Source organism: Pseudoalteromonas sp. MMG012 (genome assembly GCF_018100875.1).
GTDB classification, from domain to species: domain Bacteria; phylum Pseudomonadota; class Gammaproteobacteria; order Enterobacterales; family Alteromonadaceae; genus Pseudoalteromonas; species Pseudoalteromonas aurantia.
Genome location: NZ_JAGJEF010000010.1, coordinates 47,571 through 71,416, shown reverse-complemented (window position 1 = coordinate 71,416; position 23,846 = coordinate 47,571). Strand labels below are relative to the sequence as shown.

Annotated in this window: 28 protein-coding genes and 1 other RNA gene; 15 read left to right on the top strand and 14 right to left on the bottom strand. The window is 41.5% G+C overall.

From position 1 onward, the window contains the following. The first annotated feature begins 9 nt into the window (after positions 1–9). Together J8L97_RS05585 and ruvX are read left to right on the top strand one after the other, a co-directional pair. Positions 10–567: a YqgE/AlgH family protein gene (locus J8L97_RS05585; RefSeq protein ID WP_192506346.1), complete on the top strand. Its 558-nt coding sequence runs from the start codon at positions 10–12 to the stop codon at positions 565–567. A gap of 5 nt (positions 568–572) precedes the next feature. Further along, entirely contained in the window at positions 573–1,019 is a 447-nt protein-coding gene (gene ruvX / locus J8L97_RS05580) for a Holliday junction resolvase RuvX (protein ID WP_210995857.1), read from the top strand. A 29-nt stretch (positions 1,020–1,048) separates the two neighbouring features. On the opposite strand, the gene J8L97_RS23930 is transcribed toward ruvX, so the two are convergent. From J8L97_RS23930 to J8L97_RS05565, 4 genes are all read right to left on the bottom strand, one after another. Next, entirely contained in the window at positions 1,049–1,408 is a 360-nt protein-coding gene (locus J8L97_RS23930) for a hypothetical protein (protein WP_312037127.1), read from the bottom strand. 63 nt (positions 1,409–1,471) lie between these two features. Beyond that, positions 1,472–1,933 carry a hypothetical protein gene (locus J8L97_RS23925; protein WP_312037126.1) on the bottom strand — a complete coding sequence of 154 codons (462 nt, stop codon included), beginning with the start codon at positions 1,931–1,933 and terminating at the stop codon, positions 1,472–1,474. Next, positions 1,911–3,029 carry a PilT/PilU family type 4a pilus ATPase gene (locus J8L97_RS05570; RefSeq protein WP_211048178.1) on the bottom strand — a complete coding sequence of 373 codons (1,119 nt, stop codon included), beginning with the start codon at positions 3,027–3,029 and terminating at the stop codon, positions 1,911–1,913. Before J8L97_RS05570 ends, J8L97_RS23925 begins: the two co-directional genes overlap by 23 nt. 14 nt (positions 3,030–3,043) lie before the next feature. Continuing rightward, entirely contained in the window at positions 3,044–4,090 is a 1,047-nt protein-coding gene (locus tag J8L97_RS05565; protein ID WP_010362491.1) for a type IV pilus twitching motility protein PilT, read from the bottom strand. A 30-nt stretch (positions 4,091–4,120) separates the two neighbouring features. Here J8L97_RS05565 and J8L97_RS05560 point away from each other — a divergent pair, with 30 nt between their 5' ends. The 7 genes from J8L97_RS05560 (at position 4,121) to J8L97_RS05530 (ending at position 10,300) form a co-directional block, all read left to right on the top strand. After that, positions 4,121–4,804: a YggS family pyridoxal phosphate-dependent enzyme gene (locus tag J8L97_RS05560; RefSeq protein ID WP_192506342.1), complete on the top strand. Its 684-nt coding sequence runs from the start codon at positions 4,121–4,123 to the stop codon at positions 4,802–4,804. Between the two features lie 13 nt (positions 4,805–4,817). Continuing rightward, positions 4,818–5,639 carry a pyrroline-5-carboxylate reductase gene (gene proC / locus J8L97_RS05555; RefSeq protein ID WP_211048177.1) on the top strand — a complete coding sequence of 274 codons (822 nt, stop codon included), beginning with the start codon at positions 4,818–4,820 and terminating at the stop codon, positions 5,637–5,639. A gap of 9 nt (positions 5,640–5,648) precedes the next feature. Then, positions 5,649–6,182, top strand: a complete 534-nt coding sequence (locus tag J8L97_RS05550; protein ID WP_192506340.1) for a YggT family protein — start codon at positions 5,649–5,651, stop codon at positions 6,180–6,182. A gap of 39 nt (positions 6,183–6,221) precedes the next feature. Continuing rightward, positions 6,222–6,659: a DUF4426 domain-containing protein gene (locus J8L97_RS05545; RefSeq protein ID WP_211048176.1), complete on the top strand. Its 438-nt coding sequence runs from the start codon at positions 6,222–6,224 to the stop codon at positions 6,657–6,659. A 6-nt stretch (positions 6,660–6,665) separates the two neighbouring features. Further along, a complete protein-coding gene (locus tag J8L97_RS05540; protein WP_211048175.1) occupies positions 6,666–7,259 on the top strand; it encodes an XTP/dITP diphosphatase in 594 nt (197 codons plus the stop codon). Next, positions 7,256–8,392 (top strand): radical SAM family heme chaperone HemW, encoded by a 1,137-nt coding sequence (hemW, locus tag J8L97_RS05535; RefSeq protein ID WP_211048174.1) that lies wholly within the window; start codon positions 7,256–7,258, stop codon positions 8,390–8,392. The genes J8L97_RS05540 and hemW overlap by 4 nt, the downstream gene beginning before the upstream one ends. An 81-nt stretch (positions 8,393–8,473) precedes the next feature. Further along, a complete protein-coding gene (locus tag J8L97_RS05530; protein WP_211048173.1) occupies positions 8,474–10,300 on the top strand; it encodes a DUF885 family protein in 1,827 nt (608 codons plus the stop codon). Positions 10,301–10,444: 144 nt separating this feature from the next. Here J8L97_RS05530 and rnpB read toward each other — a convergent pair. Together rnpB and rsmI are read right to left on the bottom strand one after the other, a co-directional pair. Further along, positions 10,445–10,797, bottom strand: an RNA gene (rnpB, locus tag J8L97_RS05525) — RNase P RNA component class A. Positions 10,798–10,836: 39 nt separating this feature from the next. Then, positions 10,837–11,697 (bottom strand): 16S rRNA (cytidine(1402)-2'-O)-methyltransferase, encoded by an 861-nt coding sequence (gene rsmI, locus J8L97_RS05520; RefSeq protein WP_192506336.1) that lies wholly within the window; start codon positions 11,695–11,697, stop codon positions 10,837–10,839. A gap of 62 nt (positions 11,698–11,759) precedes the next feature. Here rsmI and J8L97_RS05515 point away from each other — a divergent pair, with 62 nt between their 5' ends. From J8L97_RS05515 to dolP, 4 genes are read left to right on the top strand one after another with little or no spacing between them, the layout of a single operon-like run. Beyond that, on the top strand, positions 11,760–13,649 hold the full coding sequence (locus J8L97_RS05515; protein ID WP_211048172.1) for a penicillin-binding protein activator: 1,890 nt from the start codon (positions 11,760–11,762) through the stop codon (positions 13,647–13,649). A gap of 21 nt (positions 13,650–13,670) precedes the next feature. Further along, a complete protein-coding gene (locus tag J8L97_RS05510) occupies positions 13,671–14,036 on the top strand; it encodes a YraN family protein (protein ID WP_192506334.1) in 366 nt (121 codons plus the stop codon). 1 nt (position 14,037) lies between these two features. Next, on the top strand, positions 14,038–14,625 hold the full coding sequence (locus J8L97_RS05505) for an SIS domain-containing protein (RefSeq protein WP_211048171.1): 588 nt from the start codon (positions 14,038–14,040) through the stop codon (positions 14,623–14,625). Continuing rightward, positions 14,626–15,192, top strand: coding sequence for a division/outer membrane stress-associated lipid-binding lipoprotein (gene dolP / locus J8L97_RS05500; RefSeq protein WP_211048170.1), 567 nt, complete (start codon positions 14,626–14,628; stop codon positions 15,190–15,192). Positions 15,193–15,281: 89 nt separating this feature from the next. On the opposite strand, the gene J8L97_RS05495 is transcribed toward dolP, so the two are convergent. From J8L97_RS05495 to zapE, 8 genes are all read right to left on the bottom strand, one after another. Beyond that, positions 15,282–15,710 carry a ClpXP protease specificity-enhancing factor gene (locus tag J8L97_RS05495; protein WP_211048169.1) on the bottom strand — a complete coding sequence of 143 codons (429 nt, stop codon included), beginning with the start codon at positions 15,708–15,710 and terminating at the stop codon, positions 15,282–15,284. Beyond that, entirely contained in the window at positions 15,710–16,336 is a 627-nt protein-coding gene (gene sspA, locus J8L97_RS05490; protein ID WP_192506330.1) for a stringent starvation protein SspA, read from the bottom strand. The genes J8L97_RS05495 and sspA overlap by 1 nt, the downstream gene beginning before the upstream one ends. Before the next feature lie 96 nt (positions 16,337–16,432). After that, a complete protein-coding gene (locus J8L97_RS05485) occupies positions 16,433–17,170 on the bottom strand; it encodes a cytochrome c1 (protein ID WP_192506329.1) in 738 nt (245 codons plus the stop codon). Further along, a complete protein-coding gene (locus tag J8L97_RS05480) occupies positions 17,167–18,462 on the bottom strand; it encodes a cytochrome b N-terminal domain-containing protein (protein WP_192506328.1) in 1,296 nt (431 codons plus the stop codon). The genes J8L97_RS05485 and J8L97_RS05480 overlap by 4 nt, the downstream gene beginning before the upstream one ends. Then, positions 18,462–19,052 carry a ubiquinol-cytochrome c reductase iron-sulfur subunit gene (gene petA, locus J8L97_RS05475; RefSeq protein WP_119860956.1) on the bottom strand — a complete coding sequence of 197 codons (591 nt, stop codon included), beginning with the start codon at positions 19,050–19,052 and terminating at the stop codon, positions 18,462–18,464. Before petA ends, J8L97_RS05480 begins: the two co-directional genes overlap by 1 nt. Positions 19,053–19,569: 517 nt before the next feature. Then, positions 19,570–19,962, bottom strand: coding sequence for a 30S ribosomal protein S9 (gene rpsI / locus J8L97_RS05470; RefSeq protein ID WP_171041054.1), 393 nt, complete (start codon positions 19,960–19,962; stop codon positions 19,570–19,572). 7 nt (positions 19,963–19,969) lie between these two features. Then, positions 19,970–20,398: a 50S ribosomal protein L13 gene (rplM, locus tag J8L97_RS05465; protein WP_010361380.1), complete on the bottom strand. Its 429-nt coding sequence runs from the start codon at positions 20,396–20,398 to the stop codon at positions 19,970–19,972. 259 nt (positions 20,399–20,657) lie between these two features. Further along, entirely contained in the window at positions 20,658–21,752 is a 1,095-nt protein-coding gene (zapE, locus tag J8L97_RS05460) for a cell division protein ZapE (RefSeq protein WP_192506545.1), read from the bottom strand. Between the two features lie 154 nt (positions 21,753–21,906). On the opposite strand from zapE, the gene J8L97_RS05455 reads away from it, so the two are divergent. Further along, positions 21,907–22,365: a YhcB family protein gene (locus J8L97_RS05455; protein ID WP_210995844.1), complete on the top strand. Its 459-nt coding sequence runs from the start codon at positions 21,907–21,909 to the stop codon at positions 22,363–22,365. Between the two features lie 126 nt (positions 22,366–22,491). Continuing rightward, positions 22,492–23,844, top strand: a complete 1,353-nt coding sequence (locus J8L97_RS05450; protein ID WP_211048168.1) for a DegQ family serine endoprotease — start codon at positions 22,492–22,494, stop codon at positions 23,842–23,844. The last annotated feature ends 2 nt before the right edge of the window (positions 23,845–23,846 follow it).

Here is a 23,846-nt window from a genome sequence, read left to right as displayed (position 1 = left end):
GGTCAGCTTATGCAATCATTAGAAAATCATTTTTTAATCGCAATGCCAAACTTACAAGACCCTTTTTTCAAACAAACCGTCACTTATATTTGTGAACACAATGAAGAGGGGGCGATGGGCTTAGTCGTCAATCACCCTATTGATGTTACCGTTGGCGAGTTGCTTGATAAAATTGAAATTGATAATGACAAATCTAATTCAGCAGCAGATCAACAAGTGTTTGCTGGCGGGCCCGTCCATACTGACAGAGGTTTTGTGTTGCATACACCCACCCCTGGATACGCGTCTAGCCAAGAGCTTAGTTCAGATATCATGATCACCACATCGAAAGATGTACTTGCCTCTCTCACATCACATAACTGTCCTGATTCTTTTTTAATTACTTTAGGCTATGCAGGTTGGGAAAGGGGGCAGCTGGAGCTTGAATTACTCGAAAACTCTTGGTTAGTGATTGAAGCCGAATCGGGCATTATTTTTAACACACCACCAGAAAAAAGATGGGAAAAAGCAGTTCAAATGCTTGGTATTGATATTGCGCAACTCAGTTCGCAAGCCGGGCATGCTTAATAAACATGACAAAAAAAGAATCAACACCGCAAGGTCAGCGTACAATTATGGGTTTTGACTTTGGCACGACCAGTATTGGCATTGCTATTGGACAAGAAGTAACGGGGACTGCTAGCAGTATTGGCGCTGTAAAAGCGCGTGATGGGATCCCTAATTGGGATGACATTGCCAAACATATAGAACAATGGAGACCTGATTTATTAGTCGTAGGTCTACCTCTCAATATGGACGGTACCAACCAACATGTGACGTTTGCAGCGAAAAAATTTGGGAATCGCTTAAACAATCATTTCAAAATTGCCGTCGAAACTCAAGATGAGCGATTAACCACCGCAGATGCCAAAGCCCGATTATTTGAACAAGGTGGTTATAAAAACCTTGGTAAAGGTAATGTCGATGGTATGTCTGCTGTTATTATTTTAGAGAGTTACTTTGAAAGTGTATGGCAGTAAATAAAGCGGTAACCGTAAACGCGCCTCACTCATTGAACTTCTGAGGCGTTTAAAATTTTAAATTTCGTCAGATCAAGAGTAAAGCCTGCCTGTAAGTAGGCTTTTTTTATTGCTCCTTGCTGCCTTAAAAGTGCAAGTCCTATTTGTAATGCCTTAAATGCCCGCTCTCCGTCAACATGATGGCGAGAGACCACAAAGTGACGGCTTCCTAGTAACAGGACAATCCATTTTTTATGTGCAATTAAATGGATATCCTCTAACTTATATTCATTGCCCTTACTCGGCATCAACGGCATCAGCATGAAGTCTACCCATTTTCTGCTGACCATATGCGCCTGTGCTACCCACTCATGCTCGACAGCTAAGCGCTGAAGTGGTAATAAGCTCAATGTTTGCCAATCCGTGCGCCAACGTGGTGTACTGACAGCCGACAGGTCTTTTAGATCGTTAATTTATTCTATTTTCTCTACTGATGCATTATTGGGCGCATAATAAATCCCTGCAAAATACTCCCCTTCTTCAATGACCGCATCGCTTATAAACACATCTTTTTTTTCGGCCTGTGCATCCGCCAACCAATAACTATCAAAACTCAGTAATAATTTACCTTGACGTAGCAAAGAAGTATTTCTGAAATTTACATTGCCGGTCTGGTATATAAATGATTTATTGAAACCACCGAGTAGTAGTGCCTGTTGAACCAAAATCATGTCAACCACATCTCGGCGAATATACCCCCCTCGAAAGTCGGTAATTTCTAAAGGGGAACGACCATCTAAAAAACGCACGTAGTCATTATATACATCGTCTCGAATATACATTTGCACATGCTTATCACTATTACCATATGCATTAGGAAATAGTGACAATAGGACGAGTATAAACGTATAGCTAGCTTTTTGTATCCAAGCCATCTACTGTCACACCTTGCAAAAATCCTGCGCCTTGCTGTTCATTATTTTGTAACTTAATCATCAAACGTAAATCATTCGGTGAATCCGCATGATGAAGCGCATCAGCGTAATTAACGCGTTGCTGCTTGTACAGCTCAAACAAAGCCTGATCAAAGGTTTGCATACCAATGTCACGCGATTTACTCATTGCTTCTTTAATACCCCCAATATCCCCCTTTTTGATCAATTCAGCCACCAAAGGCGAATTAAGTAACACTTCAATAGCTGCTTCTCGCCCATCTCCTTTTGACGAAGGTACCAGTTGCTGCGCCACAATCGCACGTAAATTCAGGGCTAAATCATACTTTAATTTGTCGTGTTTCTCTTTTGGAACCAAGTGCATGATTCGATCTATTGCTTGGTTTGCATTATTCGCATGCAAGGTAGCGACACATAAATGCCCTGTTTCAGCAAAGCTTAACGCATACTCCATGGTTTCCTGTGAGCGAATTTCCCCTATCAAAATAACGTCTGGAGCTTGGCGCAAAGAGCTTTTTAGCGCCGCCTCAAAGCTTTCAGTATCTAGACCAACTTCTCTTTGCGTTATAATGCTTTTAGCGTGTTCATGAACAAACTCAATTGGATCTTCAATGGTTAGAATATGTCCACGCTGATTACGATTTCGATACCCAATTAATGCCGCTAATGACGTTGATTTACCTGTGCCAGTTCCACCAACAAACAGTAATAATCCTCGCTTTGCCATGATCACATCGGTCAGTGTTGAAGGTAAGCCTAAGTCATTTACATCTGGAATTTGTGTGACAATACGCCGTAATACCATGCCCGCACAATCTCGTTGCCAAAATGCAGAAACACGAAAGCGCCCCTGTTCAGTTGCAATTGCAAAGTTGCATTCTTTTTCAGTATGAAATTGTACTTTTTGTTTCTCGCTCATTGCTGATTCTACTAGCGAAAGTGATGTTTCTGCATCTAGTAATTGATCATCAAATGCCCTGAGTTCTCCGTCTACTTTAGCACTCACAGCCAAACCGCTGGAAACAAATAAATCAGAGGCTTGTTGCTCTACCATCATTTGCAAATAGTTACTTAACATTATGGATTAACCTCTTAATATCCTGTTCCAAATTGTTTTTTATCTTGTGCTTTTTGCTGCGCATCTTGTTGCGTGATCAGGCCCCGATTAATCAAATTCGTTAAGCATTGATCCATTGTTTGCATACCATGAACTGCGCCGGTTTGAATCGCCGAATACATCTGCGCAATTTTGTCCTCACGGATCAAGTTACGAATTGCAGGAATACCTAACATGATCTCATGAGCGGCTACACGCCCTCCTCCCACTTTTTTAACCAAAGTTTGTGATATCACCGCTTGTAATGATTCAGACAGCATAGATCGCACCATATCCTTTTCTTCACCAGGAAATACATCGACGATACGGTCAATGGTTTTTGGCGCTGAAGTGGTGTGGAGTGTACCAAAAACCAAGTGGCCAGTTTCAGCTGCAGTCATGGCTAAACGAATCGTTTCTAAATCTCTCAACTCACCCACTAAGATCACATCCGGATCCTCGCGTAAAGCGCTGCGCAGTGCCGCATTGAAACTGTGCGTATCTCTATGAACTTCTCGTTGATTGATCAAACTCAATTGATTTTGGTGAACAAATTCGATTGGATCTTCAATCGTTAAAATATGATGGTGTTTATTCGCATTTATGTAATCAACCATGGCGGCCAACGTCGTAGATTTACCTGACCCTGTAGGTCCTGTAACCAATACTAACCCCCTTGGATTTTCAGCTATATCTCTAAAAATATCAGGCGCGCCTAACTCATCAAGTGTTAGCACTTTTGCTGGGATGGTACGAAATACCGCTGCAGGACCACGACTGGTGTTAAACGCATTCACACGAAAACGTGCTAAATTAGGAACCTCAAAAGAAAAGTCAACTTCAAGATTTTGCTCATAGTCTTTGCGTTGATTATCATTCATAATATCATAAACTAACGAGTTAACATCTTTGGCCTCTAAGGTAGGAATGTTGACTCGGCGAACATCGCCATCAACTCTTATCATTGGCGAAACGCCTGATGATAAATGTAAATCCGAGGCTTTATGTTGAACACTAAAGGCCAATAATTCCGTAATATCCATGTATGACTCCACAACGAGCTGATAATTAATATGGTTACAATAGCAGAACGACTAACGTCCGCCTATTCTCGGGTCGAAATAGCCCAGCAAAACTGTCAACTTGATCACCCTGTGACAATATTAGCAGTATCTAAGACCAAACCCTTAGAAATGATCGAAAATGCGTATTTTGCAGGTCATCGTCAGTTTGGCGAATCATACGTGCAAGAAGCCGTAGAAAAAGTTCATGCATTGAAGCATCATCGTGACATTGAGTGGCACTTTATCGGTCCGATTCAATCAAATAAATCTCGCTTAGTGGCAGAGAATTTTAGTTGGGTGCAAAGTGTTGACCGAGAGAAACTTGCAAAGCGACTCAATGAGCAACGACCCAATAACCTAATGCCGCTTAACATTCTGATCCAAGTGAATATCAGTCATGATGACAATAAATCCGGCTGTACTATCAACGAAATAGAGCCCTTAGCAGCGCTTATCGATAACAGCAGGCAGTTAAACTTACGCGGATTAATGACGATTACCAAAAATACCCCAGATAAAGCCAAACAATTAGAATATTTTCAGCAAATGCGTGCTTGCTTTGATAGACTAAAGGACCAATATCCTCAAGTAGATACTTTATCAATGGGTATGAGTGGCGACTTGGAATCGGCAATCACTGCTGGCACCACCATGGTACGCATTGGCACTGACATATTTGGAAAAAGACAATAAGGTAAGCAAGGCAATGTCCAACAAAACAATTGTATTTATCGGTACTGGTAACATGAGCTACGCGATAATTGGCGGCATGATTCAGAGCGGCTTTGCACCGCAAAGTATTATCGCGACCAACCGTAATGAAGAGAAGCTAGCCAAAGTCGCTGCAGATTTTAAGGTAAAAACAACAACAGACAATATAGCAGCACTACAAGATGCTGACGTCATTGTATTGTCAGTCAAACCTCAGATGATGGCGCAGCTTTGCGAAACGCTGCAAACTGCAGACATCGATTTAAGCACTAAACTATTTGTATCCGTTGCTGCTGGTATCACCGTTGCTAGATTGCAAGAAATGCTCGGCCAGCCGGTTAAAATGGTTCGCTGTATGCCAAATACACCAAGTTTACTCGGCTTAGGCGTATCTGGGTTATTCGCCCAAGGACTCACCAGTGATGAGCACACATTTATAGAGCAAGTATTTTCAAGTACCGGTATTGCAACCTGGGTAGAAACAGAATCACAAATAAATGATATTATTGCGGTGACGGGATCTTCTCCCGCTTATTTTTTCCTGTTTATGGAAGCGATAGAAGAAAAAGCGCGAGCATTGGGGTTCAGTGCTGAGCAAGCGCGTACTCTTGTGCAACAAACAGCTCTTGGGGCTGCACAAATGGCGGTGTCTCAGCCAGAGATAAGTATTTCCCAGTTGCGTGCGAATGTCACATCAAAAGGGGGAACCACTCATGCTGCAGTTGAACACTTAAAATCATGTAACTTACATACAACTGTTGCTGATGCTATGGACTCATGCATCACACGTGCTCAACAAATGGAACAAGAATTATAAGGGTTTACTATGAACGCAATGCAATTTTTAATCGGGATCATTTTTGATCTTTTTCTCATGGTGGTTTTGTTAAGGTTTTGGCTACAACTAGCGAAGGCTGATTTTTATAATCCATTAAGTCAAACCGTTGTAAAAGCAACCTCGTTTGCGGTTAATCCCCTGCGTAAGATAATTCCTGGCGCTGGCGGGTTAGATTTAGCATCTTTAGTCTTAGCTTTTTTAATTGGCTTTGCCAAAGTATCCCTATTAATGGTGCTATTTTATGGCGGTTGGAATGGCATAGGCGCGGCCATATCGGGCGTTATGACAGTGTTTAAAGAAGCTTTCAGCTTAGTATTTTGGATCCTGATAATTCGTGCTGTTTTGAGTTGGGTTTCACAAGGTTATAATCCAACTGCCGCTGTTTTTGAACAACTTACAGAACCTATGTTGCGCCCTATCCGTAAAGTCATTCCCCCGCTAGGTGGCTTAGACTTATCGATTCTAGTTCTTATTATTGGTATGCAGTTTTTACAAATTTTAGTAACCGATTTGTTGCGCTAATTTAATTTGGGCACTGATTAGTGCCCTTCAGGAAGACCAGTGAAAAAATTATTTCTATTACTCGTTACCTTAGCTTTTAGCTTATCTTGTTATGCAAATTCAACACAAGGGGGGCAATTTAAAAACTTAGGCCCATGGCAAGTGCATTACATCGCATTTCCATCAACGTTTATTCAGCCCAATATTGCCAAAGCCTATGGCCTTGAACGCAGTAATTACAAAGGCATAATTAATATTTCAGTATTAGCAAAGAAACAGGGCAACCCCGCGTTAAAAGCAAATTTAACAGGCGAAACTCGCAACTTGCTTGGCAGTAAACAAACCTTGGAATTTAAGGAGGTAGTAGACGGCGATGCTATATACTACCTTGCCCAAGTCGATTTTCGAAATGAAGAGGTTTATCGCTTTAAAGTCAATATTTCGCAAGGGAATAACCATCAAGTATTAAGCTTCCAACAAAAATTTTATGTGGATTAATTAAATATGAGTCAACAAGTTGTTCTCGCAACGGGTAATCAAGGCAAAGTAAAAGAACTCGCTGCAATGCTCGCCTCACTCCATATTGACGTGTTACCCCAAAGTCAATTTAACGTCGGTGAAATTGCCGAAACAGGGACCACTTTCGTAGAGAATGCCATAATTAAAGCGCGTCATGCTGCAAAAATAACTGGTCTACCGGCAATAGCCGATGACTCAGGCATTGAAGTCGATGCGCTAAAAGGCGCGCCTGGCGTTTACTCAGCACGCTTTGCAGGACCCGATGCAAGCGATCAAGACAATATCGATAAATTACTGTTAGAATTAACCAATATAGAGCAAAGAACCGCACGTTTTTGGTGTGTACTGGTTTACATGCGCCACGAACACGACCCAACGCCAATCATCTGCCAAGCCTGTTGGGAAGGGGAAATTACCCTAACACAACAAGGCCGTGAAGGGTTTGGATACGATCCCGTATTTTATGTACCAAGTGAAGGATGTACATCAGCGCAATTAACGAAGGAGCAAAAAAATGCAATTAGCCATCGTGGTCAAGCATTGCAGATGCTACTTGCGCAGTTTAAGGCGATTATGTGAAGTTACCTCCGTTAAGTTTATATGTGCACGTACCTTGGTGCGTGCAAAAGTGTCCTTATTGCGACTTCAACAGCCATAGTAAAAAAGGCACCATTCCCGAAAAAGAGTATGTCCAACACCTTATTGACGACCTAAAAGCGGATTTGTCACTCGTGCAAGGTAGAAAGCTCCACAGTATATTTATTGGTGGCGGCACACCGAGTTTATTGTCAGCAGACGCCTATGTCCGACTACTTTCTGAAGTGGAGCGCTTAATTGGGTTTGAGGATGGTATTGAAATTACTTTAGAGGCGAACCCTGGAACGGTAGAAACAGACCGTTTTAAGCGGTATGCCGACGCAGGCATTAATCGTATCTCTATTGGCGTACAAAGCTTACAAACAGATAAACTAAAAGCGCTTGGTAGGATCCATGGGGAACAAGAAGCCATTAACGCAGCTTATGAAGCTCAATCTGCCGGCCTCCGAGCATTTAATATGGACTTGATGCATGGCCTACCAGGGCAAAACATTGATGACGCACTCAGCGATTTAAAGCGTGTAATAGAGCTTGAGCCACCTCATATATCTTGGTATCAATTAACCATTGAGCCCAACACCCAATTTGCCTCAAAACCCCCAACCCTTCCTGAAGATGAAATTCTTTGGGATATACAAGAGCAAGGCCAAGCTATGTTAGCTGAGGCAGGGTATCAGCACTACGAAATATCGGGATATGCTAAACCCCAGTTTCAGTGTCGCCATAACCTCAATTATTGGCAGTTCGGCGATTATCTTGGTATTGGTTGTGGTGCTCATGGCAAAATTACACAGCCTGAAAAAAATCATATTTTACGAACTGAAAAAGTAAAACACCCTCGCGGGTATATGGACTTATCTAAACCCTACGTATATAAGAGTTGGCAAGTCGATAAATCCGATCGAGCATTTGAATTTTTTATGAATTGCTTTCGATTGCAAGCCCCTTGTGATAAACAAGCATTTATTGATTTTACTGGGCTTTCATTCGCTGATGTACATGCTCCGATAGAGCAAGCATTGGCCCAAGGACTGCTTTCAGATAACGGTTTGTCATGGTTGGTTACAAATAAGGGCCACAGATATTTAAATGACCTGCTAGAATTATTTGTCTAGGTTGGCGACTTACCCGCCAATGAACCAATACTAAATGACAAATTACCGCCATATGGCACATAAATAAAAAAGGGTATAATGATGCGTAAACTGACCTTTATTGCTGCTGCAATTAGCGTAGCTTTATTAGGTGGTTGTCAGCAAACAGCTGATAAACCTGCTCCTGCACCACAAGTTCAAGTTGAACAGAGTGAAATCACCAAAGCCAACGCGTTTTTCGAAGAAGTATTCACAAGCAGTGTAATGCGCAGCCCCATATACCAAACATATATGGGGATCAAACAAGACTACGATAAGTGGGATGATGATACTGAAGAAAATACGCTTAAAGAACTTGCGATCACGAAAAAGAATCTAGTCACACTTAACAGTATTGACCGTAACAAACTCGATGAAGCGACTCAGGTTAGTTACGACTTAATGCAACAAAGTTTAGAAAACGACATTGCCGATTTTAAATGGCGTCATCATAACTACCCAGTAAACCAGATGTTTGGTACACATTCGATGATACCGGCATTTTTAATCAATCAGCACCAAATTGGTAATGTAAAAGAAGCAAAAGATTACATTGCTCGATTAAATGGTGTTCCAGTGGTTTTTGACCAATTGATTGATGGTTTAGAGACTCGAATGAATAAAGGCATTATTGCGCCAAAGTTTGTGTTCCCACACGTCATTGAATCAAGTAAAAACATCATTGTTGGTGCACCTTTTGAAAAAGGTGATGATTCAACTCTGCTAGCTGACTTTAAACGTAAAGTTGCCAAGCTAGAAATTACGGAGAGTGAAAAGTCTGCACTTATCGATGACGCAACTCAAGCATTAAAGGTGGCGGTTAAGCCTGCTTACAGCAAACTAATTAACTACTTAGCCAAGCTAGAGAAAAAAGCAGATAGCCGTGATGGTGCATGGAAATTTCCAAATGGTGAGCAATTCTTTAACAACGCACTAGCTCGTACTACGACCACTGATTTAACAGCCAAAGAAATCCACACTATAGGGCTTTCGGAGGTTGCACGTATTCATGACGAAATGCGTGAAATAAAAGAAAAAGTAGGCTTTAAAGGCGACTTAGCAGCATTTATGGAGTTCATGAAAACTGACAAGCAGTTTTACTTACCGAACACCGAGGAAGGTAAAGAGAAGTACCTTAAAGATGCAACTGCGATGATAGATAACATGAAGTCTCGTCTTGATGAACTGTTTATTATCAAACCAAAAGCAGACATGACTGTTAAACGTGTTGAAGCATTTAGAGAAAAAGCAGCGGGTAAAGCCTTCTATCAGCAACCTGCGCCAGATGGCTCTCGTCCAGGTGTTTATTACGCAAACCTGTATGACATGGAAGCAATGCCCACTTACCAAATGGAAGCATTGGCTTACCATGAAGGTATTCCTGGCCACCACATGCAAATTGCCATCGCACAAGAACTTGAGGGTGTCCCTAAGTTCCGTAAGTTCGGTCGCTATACAGCGTACACTGAAGGTTGGGGACTATATTCAGAGTTAGTACCAAAAGAAATGGGATTATATGAAGACCCTTATTCTGATTTTGGTCGTCTAGCAATGGAATTATGGCGTGCATGTCGTCTTGTTGTTGATACTGGTATTCATGCGATGAAGTGGACTCGCCAAGAAGGTATTGATTATTATGTAAACAATACACCGAATGCAAAATCTGATGCGGTTAAAATGGTAGAGCGTCATGTTGTTATGCCTTCGCAAGCAACGGCATATAAAATTGGTATGTTAAAGATAGTAGAGCTTCGTGAAGCGGCTAAGAAAGAACTAGGTGATAAGTTTGATATCCGCCAATTTCATGATGTTGTTCTTAAGAGTGGTCCATTACCACTGAACGTATTAGAAAAGTTCGTTGATGAATGGGTTGCGAGTAAAAAAGCGTAAGCACACTCATCCATATTGAACAAATAGTTTAAATAAAGGCTTATTATTAGAATGAGCCTTTTTATTTTTTAAAGTACAAATTATTTAGTCCGCTTAAAAATGACATAAAAAAAGCTCACACTAATGTGTGAGCTTTTTTCTTAATGAGTGAGTCAGCCTATAAGCCGGGTTCTGTAATAGATAATCATTCGTCTAGGCCTAGGATCGCTCCTAGGCTCAAGCAACCTACCCGGTTCCAACGTGGGCCACGCCATAAGGAACCCTATTTGGTCTTGCTCCGGGTGGAGTTTACCTTGCAACCAACTGTTACCAGTGGCCCGGTGCGCTCTTACCGCACCCTTTCACCCTTACCAACTCGAAAGTTGGCGGTCTTCTCTCTGCTGCACTTGTCGTAGGCTTTCGCCTCCCAGCCGTTAGCTGGCACCCTGCCCTGTGGAGCCCGGACTTTCCTCCCCCTGATCATTTTCGTCACAGGCAGCGATTATCCGGCTGACTCGCGGCGGATTATACGGTAAACCGAGGCAAAGCTCACGCTTTTACTGCTCTTTTTCTGCAATTGCCGCTTTATATAGTGCATTCTTTTTTAAACCAAAGTACTCAGCCACCACACCACATGCTTTTTTCAATGGCATTTCAGGTTCTAGTAGCGATAGCATCCGCTTTGCATCGGCTGGAATTTCTTCTTGCTGCTTTGGCTTACCAGGTAACATCAGGACTAATTCACCCCGTTGCTTTTCCGGCTCTTCGGTTAAAAACTCAATCAAGTCTGTGACCGTGCCACTGAAAAATGTTTCATAGGTTTTCGTCAGCTCTTTGGCAAAAACCACCTGTTGCTGCGAACCCAATGCCGCTTTCAAGTCATCTAAACTGGCCATGATCCGGTGCGTACTTTCGTACATGATGCTGGTAATGTGGCTCTCGTAAGCATCGATAAAAAACTGCTGGCGTGCTTGGCTTTTCGCAGGTGTGAATCCCACGAACTGAAACCTGTCTGTCGGTAGCCCTGAACAACTGACTGCCGTTATCGCCGCACATGCTCCCGGCACGGGTGTGACATTCGCACCTTGTGCTCGACATAAGTTTACAACCGAATAACCAGGGTCACTAATCAGAGGCGTGCCTGCATCTGATACTAACGCAATATCCAAGCCTTCATTTAGCCAATCAAGCACCTGCTGTGCTTTTTGTTTTTCATTGTGATCATGTAGCGCAAATGTTTTTGCTTTAATATTAAAGTGACTAAGTAATTTACCTGTATGGCGTGTATCTTCAGCCGCGATTAAGTCAACGTCAGATAATGTTGCTAAGGCGCGTTCGCTGATGTCGCCTAAGTTACCAATTGGCGTTGCAACCACGTAGAGGGTGCCTATTTTATCTGTGTTGTGTGCTTTAATCATTGAGCTCTCCAGTTTCAATCAGTAAGATAGGCCTTAATAGAGAACTTCATCAAGGGTCCATAGTGCGACTGAAAGTAATTAGTCTTGTAATTGGTATATTGTCAGGCTTATCCGCCTGTAGCACAACCGAAAAAGCAACAAACGTGACAGTTACGGAAGATAATCAACAACAACGTATACCTGATGTACTAAATGCATCTGGCCTTTTCAATAAAGCGATTTCCAAACAAGGCATTCATAAAATTCAGTTACTCTATAGTGCGCGAGAAGCCGCTATCATCGAACAAGATTGGCAGACACTAGAACAAGCCTGTTTAGCGCTGGAAAGTAAAAACAGTGTCGACCATGTACAAAATAAGCTGTACATCGCACTCGCTCGTAAAGAAATGGCGAATTACACTGACGCACTATCAATTTTAAGAACCCTTTCAGAGCAACTCAAACTTCCCGAGCATCAAGGCTGGCATCAGTATTTAATGGGCAGCATATATGCCTCTCAGCAATTGCCCAAAAAAGCATTGGTTCATTACTTCAAAGCTTCGGATATTGCATATCAAAACAACTTAACCTTTGCGAGCTTAAACGACGAAACTTGGCGGGCATTGCAACAGCTTTCTTCCTACGCGTTAGAACGCTTTGATACTGGCTCTGTTGTGCAACAAGGCTGGACAAAGTTAGCCAAGTACCAACAGATTTACCTCGGTACTGGTGTTGAACTTCACCAAGCGATGAACAATTGGCAACGCCGCTTTATCAACCACCCTGCTAGCTATATTCTGCCCAAAGAGGTTACACAAGCGGTATTATTGTCACCGTATGAAACTAAAAAGCTGGCAATACTTTTACCTCAGTCAGGGCCAAGCGAGCGATTAGGTGCCGCATTAAAAAATGGCTTTTTAGCCGCCAGTGATAATTGGCCTGATAGCGAAATTTTTTTTATTGATGAAATGCAAACGAATATAGAAATAGAAGCACAGTTAGCGCAAAACCAGGCTGACTTTGTTATTGGTCCACTATTAAAAAACAATATTGAAAAACTCAGTGATAGCAGCACACTGCATGTATTGCCCACAATTCACCTCAATACAAAAAGTTCACAGAGCCAACAAAACCCAAATCATTACTACTTTGCACTAAATCCTGAGCATGAAGTAGAGCAGGCTTTAGTTCACTTTTTGGCCAAGAAATACCAAAAACCCATGTTACTCGCGCCTGACTCTAGCTCTGGAAAAAGACTCGTGGAACACTTTAGCGAGCAATGGCGGTTGTACAGTGAAGCAGCGCCTGAAGTTGGCTTATATACCGACAGTAAGAACATGGCCAAAGTTATCGCCAACTTATTAGAAGTAGAGAACTCTAAACAACGCATAAAAACAATTGAAAGTTTATATCGTAAAACGGATATAGAAAGTGAAACACGTTCTCGTAGAGACATTGATGTGATTTATATACTTGGGAACGCTTCAGAGACACGTCTGTTGAAACCCTATTTAGACGTCAATGTCAGTACATTCGCTCCTAAGATCCCTTTATATGCAAGCTCTCGTAGCTATAGCCGACGTATCGATACCACCGATAAAAGCGATCTAGAAGGCTTATACTTTACGGAACAGCCGTGGATGTTGCCCAATACAACAGATAACCGCGCGCTGAGAAATCAATATATGCAACTGTGGCCGGAACAAGCTGATATAGAACAACGTTTATTTGCAATGGCATTTGATGCCGTTGCACTTATAGGTGAAATAAAGCAACTGGCAAAAATACCAGGTAAAGAGTTTATTGGTCTAACTGGGCAATTGAGTATTAAATCCGATAATACTATTCACAGAAGGTTGAAATGGGCTCAGTATTACAAACAACAGATCCGCACAATCAATTTAAACGAGCAAGCACCGTTGCCTTTATTTATGCAAAGTGCCGCAGCTGAAAATAGGATCTTGAAGAAATAATTATACCGTTAAGGAAGACATATGCTAAAAGGACTATTTAGCAACTCACGAGATAAAGGTTCATATTACGAACGTCTCGCCGAATCATACTTACAGCAACATGGGTTGATTCCAGAAACAAACAATTATTATTGTCGATATGGTGAAATTGATTTAATTATGCGAGATAACAATACTTTGGTTTTTATTGAAGTAAAATATCGCAAACATACACAATTTGGTGGAGCTTTATCGGCTTTATCATATAAAAAACAACAAAGGTTAAAGCGCAGTATTTATCAGTATTTGACAGAGCAACAGTTGCATAATACTCAAGTACGCGTAGACTTTGTAGCAATCGAGGGTGAGAATCCTCCCAATATACAATGGATTAAGAGCGTTTTTTGATATGCAAGAATCTATTAAAACGATTTTTACAGAAAGTATTCAAGCACAAATTGCAGCTGGTGAAGTACTCCCCAGTTCCCTAGAAGCTGCAGCACTGACAATTGTGCAAAGTTTAATTAATGGTAATAAAGTGGTGTGTTGTGGCGTGCCCAGTTGCCATATGTTGGCCACTCACATGGCTGGGTTATTAGTCAACTTCTACGAAACCGAAAGGCCTTGCTTACCTGCGGTTGCCTTAACGCAGAACAGCATACACCTTGGCAGTATGGGCTCCGACGATGATATGGAGCATTATGCCCGTCAAGTAAGAGCTTTTGGCCAACAAGGTGATTTACTGCTCGTCATTGGTGTAAATGGGAATGAGAAAAGTGTGGTGAGCGCAGCGGAAGCTGCATTAACTAAAGATATGAAAGTCATTGCATTAATTGGTGATGATGGTGGCGAACTGACCGGGCTACTTGGCCCAACCGATGTTGAAATCAGAGTACCGAGTAAGCGTCCAAGTCGTATTGTTGAGTCCCATTTATTTTCTATACACTGCTTAACTCAGCTCATTGATGACACCTTATTCCCACAGGAAGAACAATAAATGCGTATAAAACCGATTGCGTTATTACTCAGCCTTACTCTCTTACAAGGCTGTGCCGCAGCCGTTGTCGCAGGTACAGCCAGCGCAATGTCGGCTGCGAATGATCGTCGTACCATTGGTACACAAATTGATGACAACAATATCGAAATAAAAGGAACGCTTGCCATAAAAAGCATTGACCGCCTATCTAAACATGCCAATATTAGCCTGGTCAGTGTTAATGGTATTGTACTTATGGTTGGGCAAGTGAGTAATATTGAAATGCAGGCTGAAGCTGAGAATGCATTAAAAACGATACCAGCAATACGTAGCGTTCATAATCAACTACGAATTGGAACAAACATCGGGCTAACAACACAAACACACGATACATGGCTTACCTCTAAAGTAAAAACCAAACTCTTAGCCGACGAAAACGTCAGTGGTAACAATATAAAAGTTGTGACCGAGAACTCAGAGGTTTTCTTAATGGGCTTAGTTGCGCCAGCTGAAGCAGAACAAGCTGTTGAGATCGCCAGAAATATCAGTGGTGTGGAGCGCGTTATTAAGGCATTCGAATACCTCTAATAGTGAACCTAATTTTCCCAATTCAATAACGACCAAAGTATGCATAAAAAAACCCGCTGAATGCGGGTTTTTTACTGACTAAATAGTCGCTATTTGACCACTCGTAGATGAGAACCTTTCTTTTTCTCAGGTTTTTCAACAGGATCAGACGATACTGTTTCTTCACTTTCTACGGGCTCTAGCGTCTCTTCAAGCTCAGCATCATCAAATGCTTCTTGAGTAAAGACAGTACCTTCACCATTTTCTCGAGCGTAGATAGCCAATACTGCACCTAAAGGTACATAGACCTGCATAGGTTGACCACCAAATCGCGCATTAAAACTAAGTTGCTCATTATCCAAAGAAAATGCAGTAACTGCTGAAGGACTGATATTCAAAACTATTTGCCCATCCTGAACAAATTGCGTTGGTACTTGTACCTCAGGATAATCAGCATTAACCACTAAATGAGGGGTGCATTCATTATCAACAATCCAGTCGAAAAATGCTCTCAATAAGTATGGGCGATTTGGCGTCATTATGATCTGATCTCGCGTTCTGCTTCAGTTAATGATGCCTGGAACGAATCACGCTCGAATAAACGTAGCATGTAATCTTTCATCTCTTTTGCACCTGCGCCATTAAGCTCAATACCAAGTTCTGGCAAACGCCATAATAACGGTGCTAAATAACAATCAACCAAGCTAAACTCTTCACTCATGAAGTAAGGTGCTTCAGTAAAGATAGCTGCAACCGCTAACAAGGCCTCGGTTAAATCCCTACGTGCAAGAGCAGCATCAGAACCACCCTCTGAGATTTTTTCTGCAAGGCTATACCAATCATTTTCAATACGGTGCATCATTAAACGACTGCGACCACGCATAACTGGATATACAGGCATTAGTGGAGGGTGTGGAAAACGCTCATCAAGATATTCCATGATGATGTCTGCACGGTAAAGACCAAGCTCACGATCAATTAAAGTTGGTACAGTGCCATAAGGGTTTATCTCATGAAGAGCTTCTGGCAGATTGTCCTTTTCTGCTAGGTGGATATCAACACTTACGCCTTTCTCTGCAAGTACAATACGTACTTGATGACTGTACATACAGTTCGCACCAGAGAAAAGAGTCATTACAGGGCGCTTATTGGCAGCAACGGCCATGCCTACCTCCATTAATAATTACAAAAGTAATAAATCACTTTAAACAGCAATAGGGGCTACTGCCCCTATTACAAAATCACCTTAGATTTGTTCGCTTTAGTGAACATCTCTCCAGTATTCTTTCTTCAAGAAGAATGCAAGGATAAATAGAATTAATAAAAACCCTAATACCTTAATACCAATTGACTCAGACTCTAGGCGAGATGGCTCACCAACATAAGCTAAGAAATTAGTAATGTCACGTGCAGCATGGTCATATTCATCAGTGCTCATTTCACCTGAGCCATCTGTTTTTAAACCTACTACTTTCGTAACCGTTTTACCATGCTCTTCTACTTCTTCAGTAATAGGCAATGGTAAACCTTGCAATTCTTGTAGTACATGTGGCATACCCACTAATGGGAATACAATATTATTCACACCAAATGGACGCGACTCATCTTTGTAAAACGACTTTAAATACGTATAGATGTAGTCTGGTGATTTAACACGTGAAATCAAAGTTAAATCTGGTGGCGCTGCACCAAACCATTTAGCGGCATCATCTTGATCCATTGCATTCAAAATGTGGCTACCCACTTTTGAACCATCAAAAATTAGCTGCTCCTGGCCAATGTCTGTTGGAATACCAATGTCACGGAACGTACGTTCATAACGTTGGTACTGCATTTGGTGACAACCAAGGCAGTAATTCATGAATAACTGAGCACCGCGTTGAAGTGACGCTTTGTCAGTTAAATCATTATTAGCTTCCATCAAAGGTACTGATGGTCCTGCTGCCATAACAAATGTTGGCAACAATGCGAACAAACCGATAACTAGTTTTTTCATCATTTGGTTACCCTCGTAGGCAATGGCTTAGTCGTCTCGTTCTTTGAATACACAAATAGTAACACGAAGAACATGAAGTAAGTCACAGTCGTAATTTGCGATAAGATTGTCTTAAAGTCTGTTTGTGGTGTAGCACCAACCCAGCCAAGAATAACAAACGTTACAACAAATTGAGCTATATTCCACTTGTGTAGTGCACAACGATAACGAATGGAGCGCACTGAACCACGGTCAAGCCAAGGTAACAATGCCAGTACCACGATTGAGGCCCCCATTGCCGCAACACCCATTAATTTATCAGGGATGGCACGTAATATCGCATAAAATGGTGTGAAATACCAAACAGGGAAAATATGCTCTGGTGTTTTTAGTGGATTTGCAGCTTCAAAGTTTGGCGCTTCTAAGAAGAAACCACCCATCTCTGGAGAGAAAAAGACAACCCAACAAAATAAAATTAAGAAACCTGCTACACCTAAAATGTCTTTCACTGTGTAGTAAGGGTGGAAAGGAATTGCGTCAACAATATCTTTCTTATCAGTATAATACTCGTGAAACTTAAACTTAGGCTTTTCATCTTCTGAAATAGTGCCTTTTTTATGTTTAATTTCAATACCATCTGGGTTATTTGAACCAACTTCATGTAATGCTACGATGTGAAGGAATACTAAAATAACCAAGACTAAAGGCAATGCAATAACATGTAATGCAAAGAAGCGGTTAAGCGTTGCACCAGAAATAACATAATCACCACGGATCCACTGAGTTAAGTCTTCACCAATCACTGGAATTGCACCAAATAGCGAGATAATTACCTGAGCTCCCCAAAAAGACATTTGTCCCCAAGGTAGTAAGTAACCCATGAATGCTTCAGCCATTAGCGCTAAGAAAATAAACATACCAAATAACCACAACAACTCTCGTGGCTTTTGATAAGAACCGTAAATCATGCCACGGAACATGTGTAAGTATACAACCACAAAAAACGCAGATGCGCCTGTTGAGTGCAGATATCGCAGTAACCAACCATACTCTACATCACGCATGATGTACTCCACTGAAGCAAATGCGCCTTCAGCAGATGGAACATAGTTCATGGTTAACCAAATCCCCGTTAGGATTTGGTTTACTAGCACAAGAATCGCTAATGAACCGAATAAGTACCAAAAGTTAAAATTCTTTGGTGCAGGATATTGAGCAATGTGCATATTCCAGACGCGAGTCATTGGAATACGGTCATCGATCCAGTTAATGACGTTACCTACAACGCCTGAAGCTGCTTTAGAGTTTTCAGCCATTACGCTACCCCTTCTTCTTCACCAACGATAATCGTGGTGTCATCAATAAAGGTGTATGGAGGGATCTCAAGGTTTAACGGTGCAGGAACCGCTTGGAATACTCGACCAGCCATATCAAATTTAGAACCATGACATGGGCAGAAGAAACCATCCTCTGTACCTTCAACTTTTTCACCAAAGCCACCTTGCAGGAAGCTAGGTGAACAGCCTAGGTGTGTACAAATACCGACCGCAACAAAAATCTCCGGACGCTTAGAGCGATATGGATTTTTAGCTGAATCGAGTTGTTGAGGTTCTTCAGAAGCAGGATCACGAAGTTGCCCTTCATGAGCTTTCATCTCTTCTAACATTTTTGGGGTACGAGAAATAACCCAAACAGGCTTACCTCTCCACTCAACACGAATTAATTGTCCAGGCTCAAGTTTGCTGATATCCACTTCTACAGGCGCACCTGCAGATTTAGCTCGCTCACTTGGATTCCAAGACGCAATAAAGGGAACAGCAGCCCCAGCCGCACCAACACCACCTACAACAGAGGTAGCTATGGTTAAAAAGCGACGTCGGCCATTGTCTACAGGCGCATTGCTCATCCACTTATCTCCACTATGAATCTCAACACTTGCTATATTGAGAACATCGTTACAGCAGGTTAATTTTAAGAAACTACAAAATAGACGCGATCATAAATAAATCCCTTGATTAAAACAAGGTTATTCAAACCTAATGATCCGATAAACCAAACAACACAGTCTAAGTTAACCAGAGCAAAAAGCTAATCTCTTATGATATCGCTTCAATAACAACAATTTACTGACCAAGATCAACCTCTGTATGAAAAAATGCCCTCTACAGAATTCCCGTTGAAACTCACTCACTTTACTTGCCCTGCAATTGTAGCAAAAAAAAGCGCTGAGTTATCGACAGATTTGCACTAAATGTAATAAATATTGAACTTTTTTTGTCAATAAAAACGGGATATTAGTATATTGAGGATAATTTAAACGACAGACCGTCGTATAAAAAGGCAACTTTAGGTGAGCAGGGTTAATCAGTAAAAACAAAAAACCCAGCACAAGCTGGGTTTTTGAATTCTTGAAACGTAAAAAATTAACGCTTTGAGAACTGAGGACGCTTACGCGCTTTGTGTAGACCCACTTTCTTACGCTCAACTTTACGAGCATCGCGAGTAACAAAGCCAGCTTTACGAAGTGTAGGACGTAGTGACTCGTCAAACTCCATAAGTGCACGAGTAATACCGTGACGGATTGCGCCAGCTTGACCTGTTGTACCACCACCTTCAACAGTGATGTAAAGGTCAAACTTTTCAGTCATGTCTACAAGCTCAAGAGCTTGACGAACAACCATACGAGCTGTTTCACGACCAAAGTACTCATCTAGTGAGCGCTTATTGATTACGATGTTGCCAGTGCCTGGGCGTAAGAATACGCGAGCACTTGAACTTTTACGACGACCTGTACCGTAGTATTGATTTGCCATGATGTGCTCCTTAAATGTCTAGAACCTGCGGCTGTTGTGCCGCGTGGTTGTGCTCATTACCAACGTAAACTTTAAGCTTACGGTACATTTCACGACCTAGAGGGCCGCGAGGTAACATGCCTTTAACCGCTTTCTCAATAATCATTTCAGGCTTAGCAGCTTGAAGCTTATCGAAAGTTACAGACTTAAGTCCACCTGGGAAACCAGAGTGTGCGTAGTACACTTTGTTTTTGAATTTGTTACCAGTTACAGTAACTTTTTCAGCGTTGATAACGATGATATAATCACCAGTATCTACGTGTGGAGTGTATTCAGCTTTATGCTTTCCGCGTAGGCGACTAGCGATTTCAGTAGCGATACGACCTAAAGTTTTACCTTCAGCGTCAACTACGTACCAGTCACGTTTTACTGTATCTGGTTTAGCAACAAACGTTTTCATCTAAAAAATCCAATGTTTTCAATTAAAACCACAGATAACCAAAATGGTTATCGCTTTACTATATAGTGCTTTAACCCCTTCGAGTTGAAGACTTTTTGCCGCTCAAGTCAGTGGCTAAGCCGACGAGGGCAATAGAACGCAACGTGGCAGGCCGCGGATTATAGCAACTCATAAGGAGATTGACTAGCGCGCGATTGTTTTTTCCACAAAAAAATTGCTTTTCGTTGGTTTCACACGTTACGATGGCTTGATCATTTAACTAAGCGAGATGTTCACGCGCCAAATAATCAAGCGATTGCATTTCTTGTAAACGGCTGATACACCGTTTGAACTCAAACTCGAGTGTGCCGGTAGAATACAACTCTGTGATAGGTGCTTGTGCCGATATGATAAGCGTCACATTTCGCTCATAAAACTCATCCACTAACGCAATAAAACGCCGAGCGGCATCGTCATTCTGTTGGCTCAATTGCTTTACATTGGATAAAATCACGGTGTTATATAGACGACTAATTTCCATATAATCCACTTGTGAGCGCGCAGTTTCACACAACTGTGTAAAATCAAACATGACAATACAGTCTGACACTTTGCGCGTGTTAATTAAGCGCCCTTCAATTTCAATGGCCTCATCCACTCGCCCAGGCTCTGGAGATAACTTATCAAAATAAGCAAATAAATTATCATCCGCTTTTTTGTCTAAGGGACTATGAAATATTTCAGCTTGTTCAAGTGTACGTAATCGGTAATCAATACCAGAGTCCACATTCACGACTTCAGTATTGGCGTTAACAAGCTCTATTGCGGGTAAAAATCGCGCGCGTTGCAGGCCATTTCGATATAAATCATCGGGTACAATGTTTGAGGTGGCCACCAAAACTATATCACGAGCAAAAAGCGCCTGCATCAAGCCTCCTAGTAACATCGCATCGGTGATATCTTGCACAAAAAATTCATCAAAACATATAATATCGGTTTCTTTTTTAAAAATATCAGCAACGACTTCAAGTGGATTTTTAACATCTTGAAGTTTTTTTAATTCATCGTGAACACGATGCATAAAACGGTGAAAATGCACACGCATTTTCCTCTCGCTGGGCAATGCTTCAAAAAACGTATCAACTAAATATGTTTTCCCTCGGCCAACACCTCCCCAAAAATACAATCCTTTAATTTTTTTTGGCTCTGGTTTCTTAGCAAAAATACGAGATAGAAAACTGCCCGAAGGGGCGACTGGTTGGGCGCATAAATCATCATACAAACGTTGCAAATGCTTAACCGCATTTTCTTGTGCACTGTCATACTGGAAATCTTCCGTTTGTAGGTCTTGTTGATATTTTTGCCAAGGAGTCATCATTTTTTACACTGTTAACCGTTTTTATTTGTTCTCTATATTAACACGCAACCAATCTACGCGTATATTGAACAACTAGGTAGATTTTATTCTTATCGCAAATATACGGTTCTAATTTTTTAACTGAGACTGCGATAATTCATAGGAGAGAAATATGACAACCATCGTTTGGTTAGGACTTTTGATTATTACAGGTGTTGTTAGTTTTTTTATTGGTGCTCAAGTCACTAGAAAACAATTGAAACAAACGGAATTAGAACAGCAAGCTATTCAAGCAAAAAGTGAATTAGAACAATATCGTCAAGATGTCTCTGATCACTTAGCCAGTACAAAAAAACTGATGAGCAAGATGCAAGAAAGCTACACGCAACTATTTAGCCATGTAGAACAAACAGATCAAGTGCTATTAACTGAAAAGCCAACTCACCCAAGTGAGCCATTCTTTTCCAAAGAAACAACAGAGCAGCTTCATGCTTCTCTAAAAAGCCGGCCTGAACGCAGAAGAGCAAGTAATCGCTCTGATGACTCAGCACAACCCGTTGACTATGTAGAAGGCGAATCGGGTATTTTTTCTGGTGAAAGTTTAGAAAATGAGCAAACAAAAGTATCTTGATGAACTTTTTTTTGACCCCATAGTCAGTAAGTACAGATAACCAAATAGCGAATTGACGTTGGTCCGATAATTATGTTCCAATGTCTTTTCAATAACTAACTGCTTTTTTCGGAGTACTTATTGACTATGAAATTGAAATTCTCGTTATTATCAGCGACACTTTTATCTTCAACTTTCTTATTAAATCCCAGTGTCTCTTTCGCTAAATTGCCTGTTGCTGTTAATGGCCAAACCTTACCGACCCTAGCCCCTATGCTAGAGCGTGTTACCCCAGGGGTCGTTAGCATCCAAGTTTCTGGCGCAAAAGAAGTGCGTCGCCGCGTTGACCCATTTGATTATTTTTTTGGCCAACCTCAACCTCGCAGCCAAAAGCGTCAATTCAGTGGATTAGGTTCAGGTGTCATCATTGATGCAAGTGAAGGTTATGTCGTCACCAATAACCATGTGATTGCTGATGCTGAAAAAATCATTGTTACTTTAGAAGATGGTAGAGAATTTGATGCTAAATTAGTTGGCACTGACAAAGAATCTGACATTGCATTATTAGAGATTGAATCAGAAGAACTTACAGAAGTAAAACTCGCGAACTCCGATGTGCTACGAGTTGGGGATTTTGCGGTAGCAATAGGTAACCCTTTCGGACTGAGCCATACGGTTACATCAGGGATTGTAAGTGCGCTTGGTCGAAGTGGTTTAAACATTGAAGGGTATGAAGACTTTATACAAACCGATGCAGCAATTAACCAAGGAAACTCTGGTGGTGCTTTAGTTAACTTAAAAGGCGAACTAATTGGTATTAATACTGCGATTTTAGGAGCATCTGGTGGTAATGTGGGCATTGGTTTTGCTATCCCTTCCAATATGATGAAGAACTTAGTTGACCAAATAGTGGAGTTTGGTCAGGTTAGGCGTGGCTCTCTCGGTATTCAAGGTAGGACATTAGATGCAGGTATTGCTAAAGCACAAGGCTTTGATGTAAAGCAAGGGGCTTATGTTGCACAAGTTGTCAATGATTCTGCAGCCAGTGAAGCTGGGATATTAGCAAATGACGTTATTGTGTCAGTCAATGGTGACGATATTCAAAGTTTCGCCGAATTGGCAAGTAAAATTGCAACCATCGGAGAGGGACGTACCGTCAAAGTGGGAGTCTACCGCGATGGGAAAACCCGTTCGATTAACGTCACGCTCAAAGGACAAGGTGAACTACAAGCCCAAGCCGATAAAGTCCATCCTATGTTGCGCGGCGCAGTACTTGAAAGCGGAGAACGTGAGGGGAATAAAGGCGTGATAGTTTCATCAGTTGAAGCTCGCTCTCCCGCTGCACGCGTTGGATTAGAAGAAGGCGATGTAATTATGCAAGTGAATCGACAACGGATTGACAGCATCCGAGAAATGGGCAGCTTAATTGAGGACATCCAAGGAAATATCGTCCTCGGCATTAAAAGAGGTCGCGACTCGGTATTTCTTTTAATTCAATAATC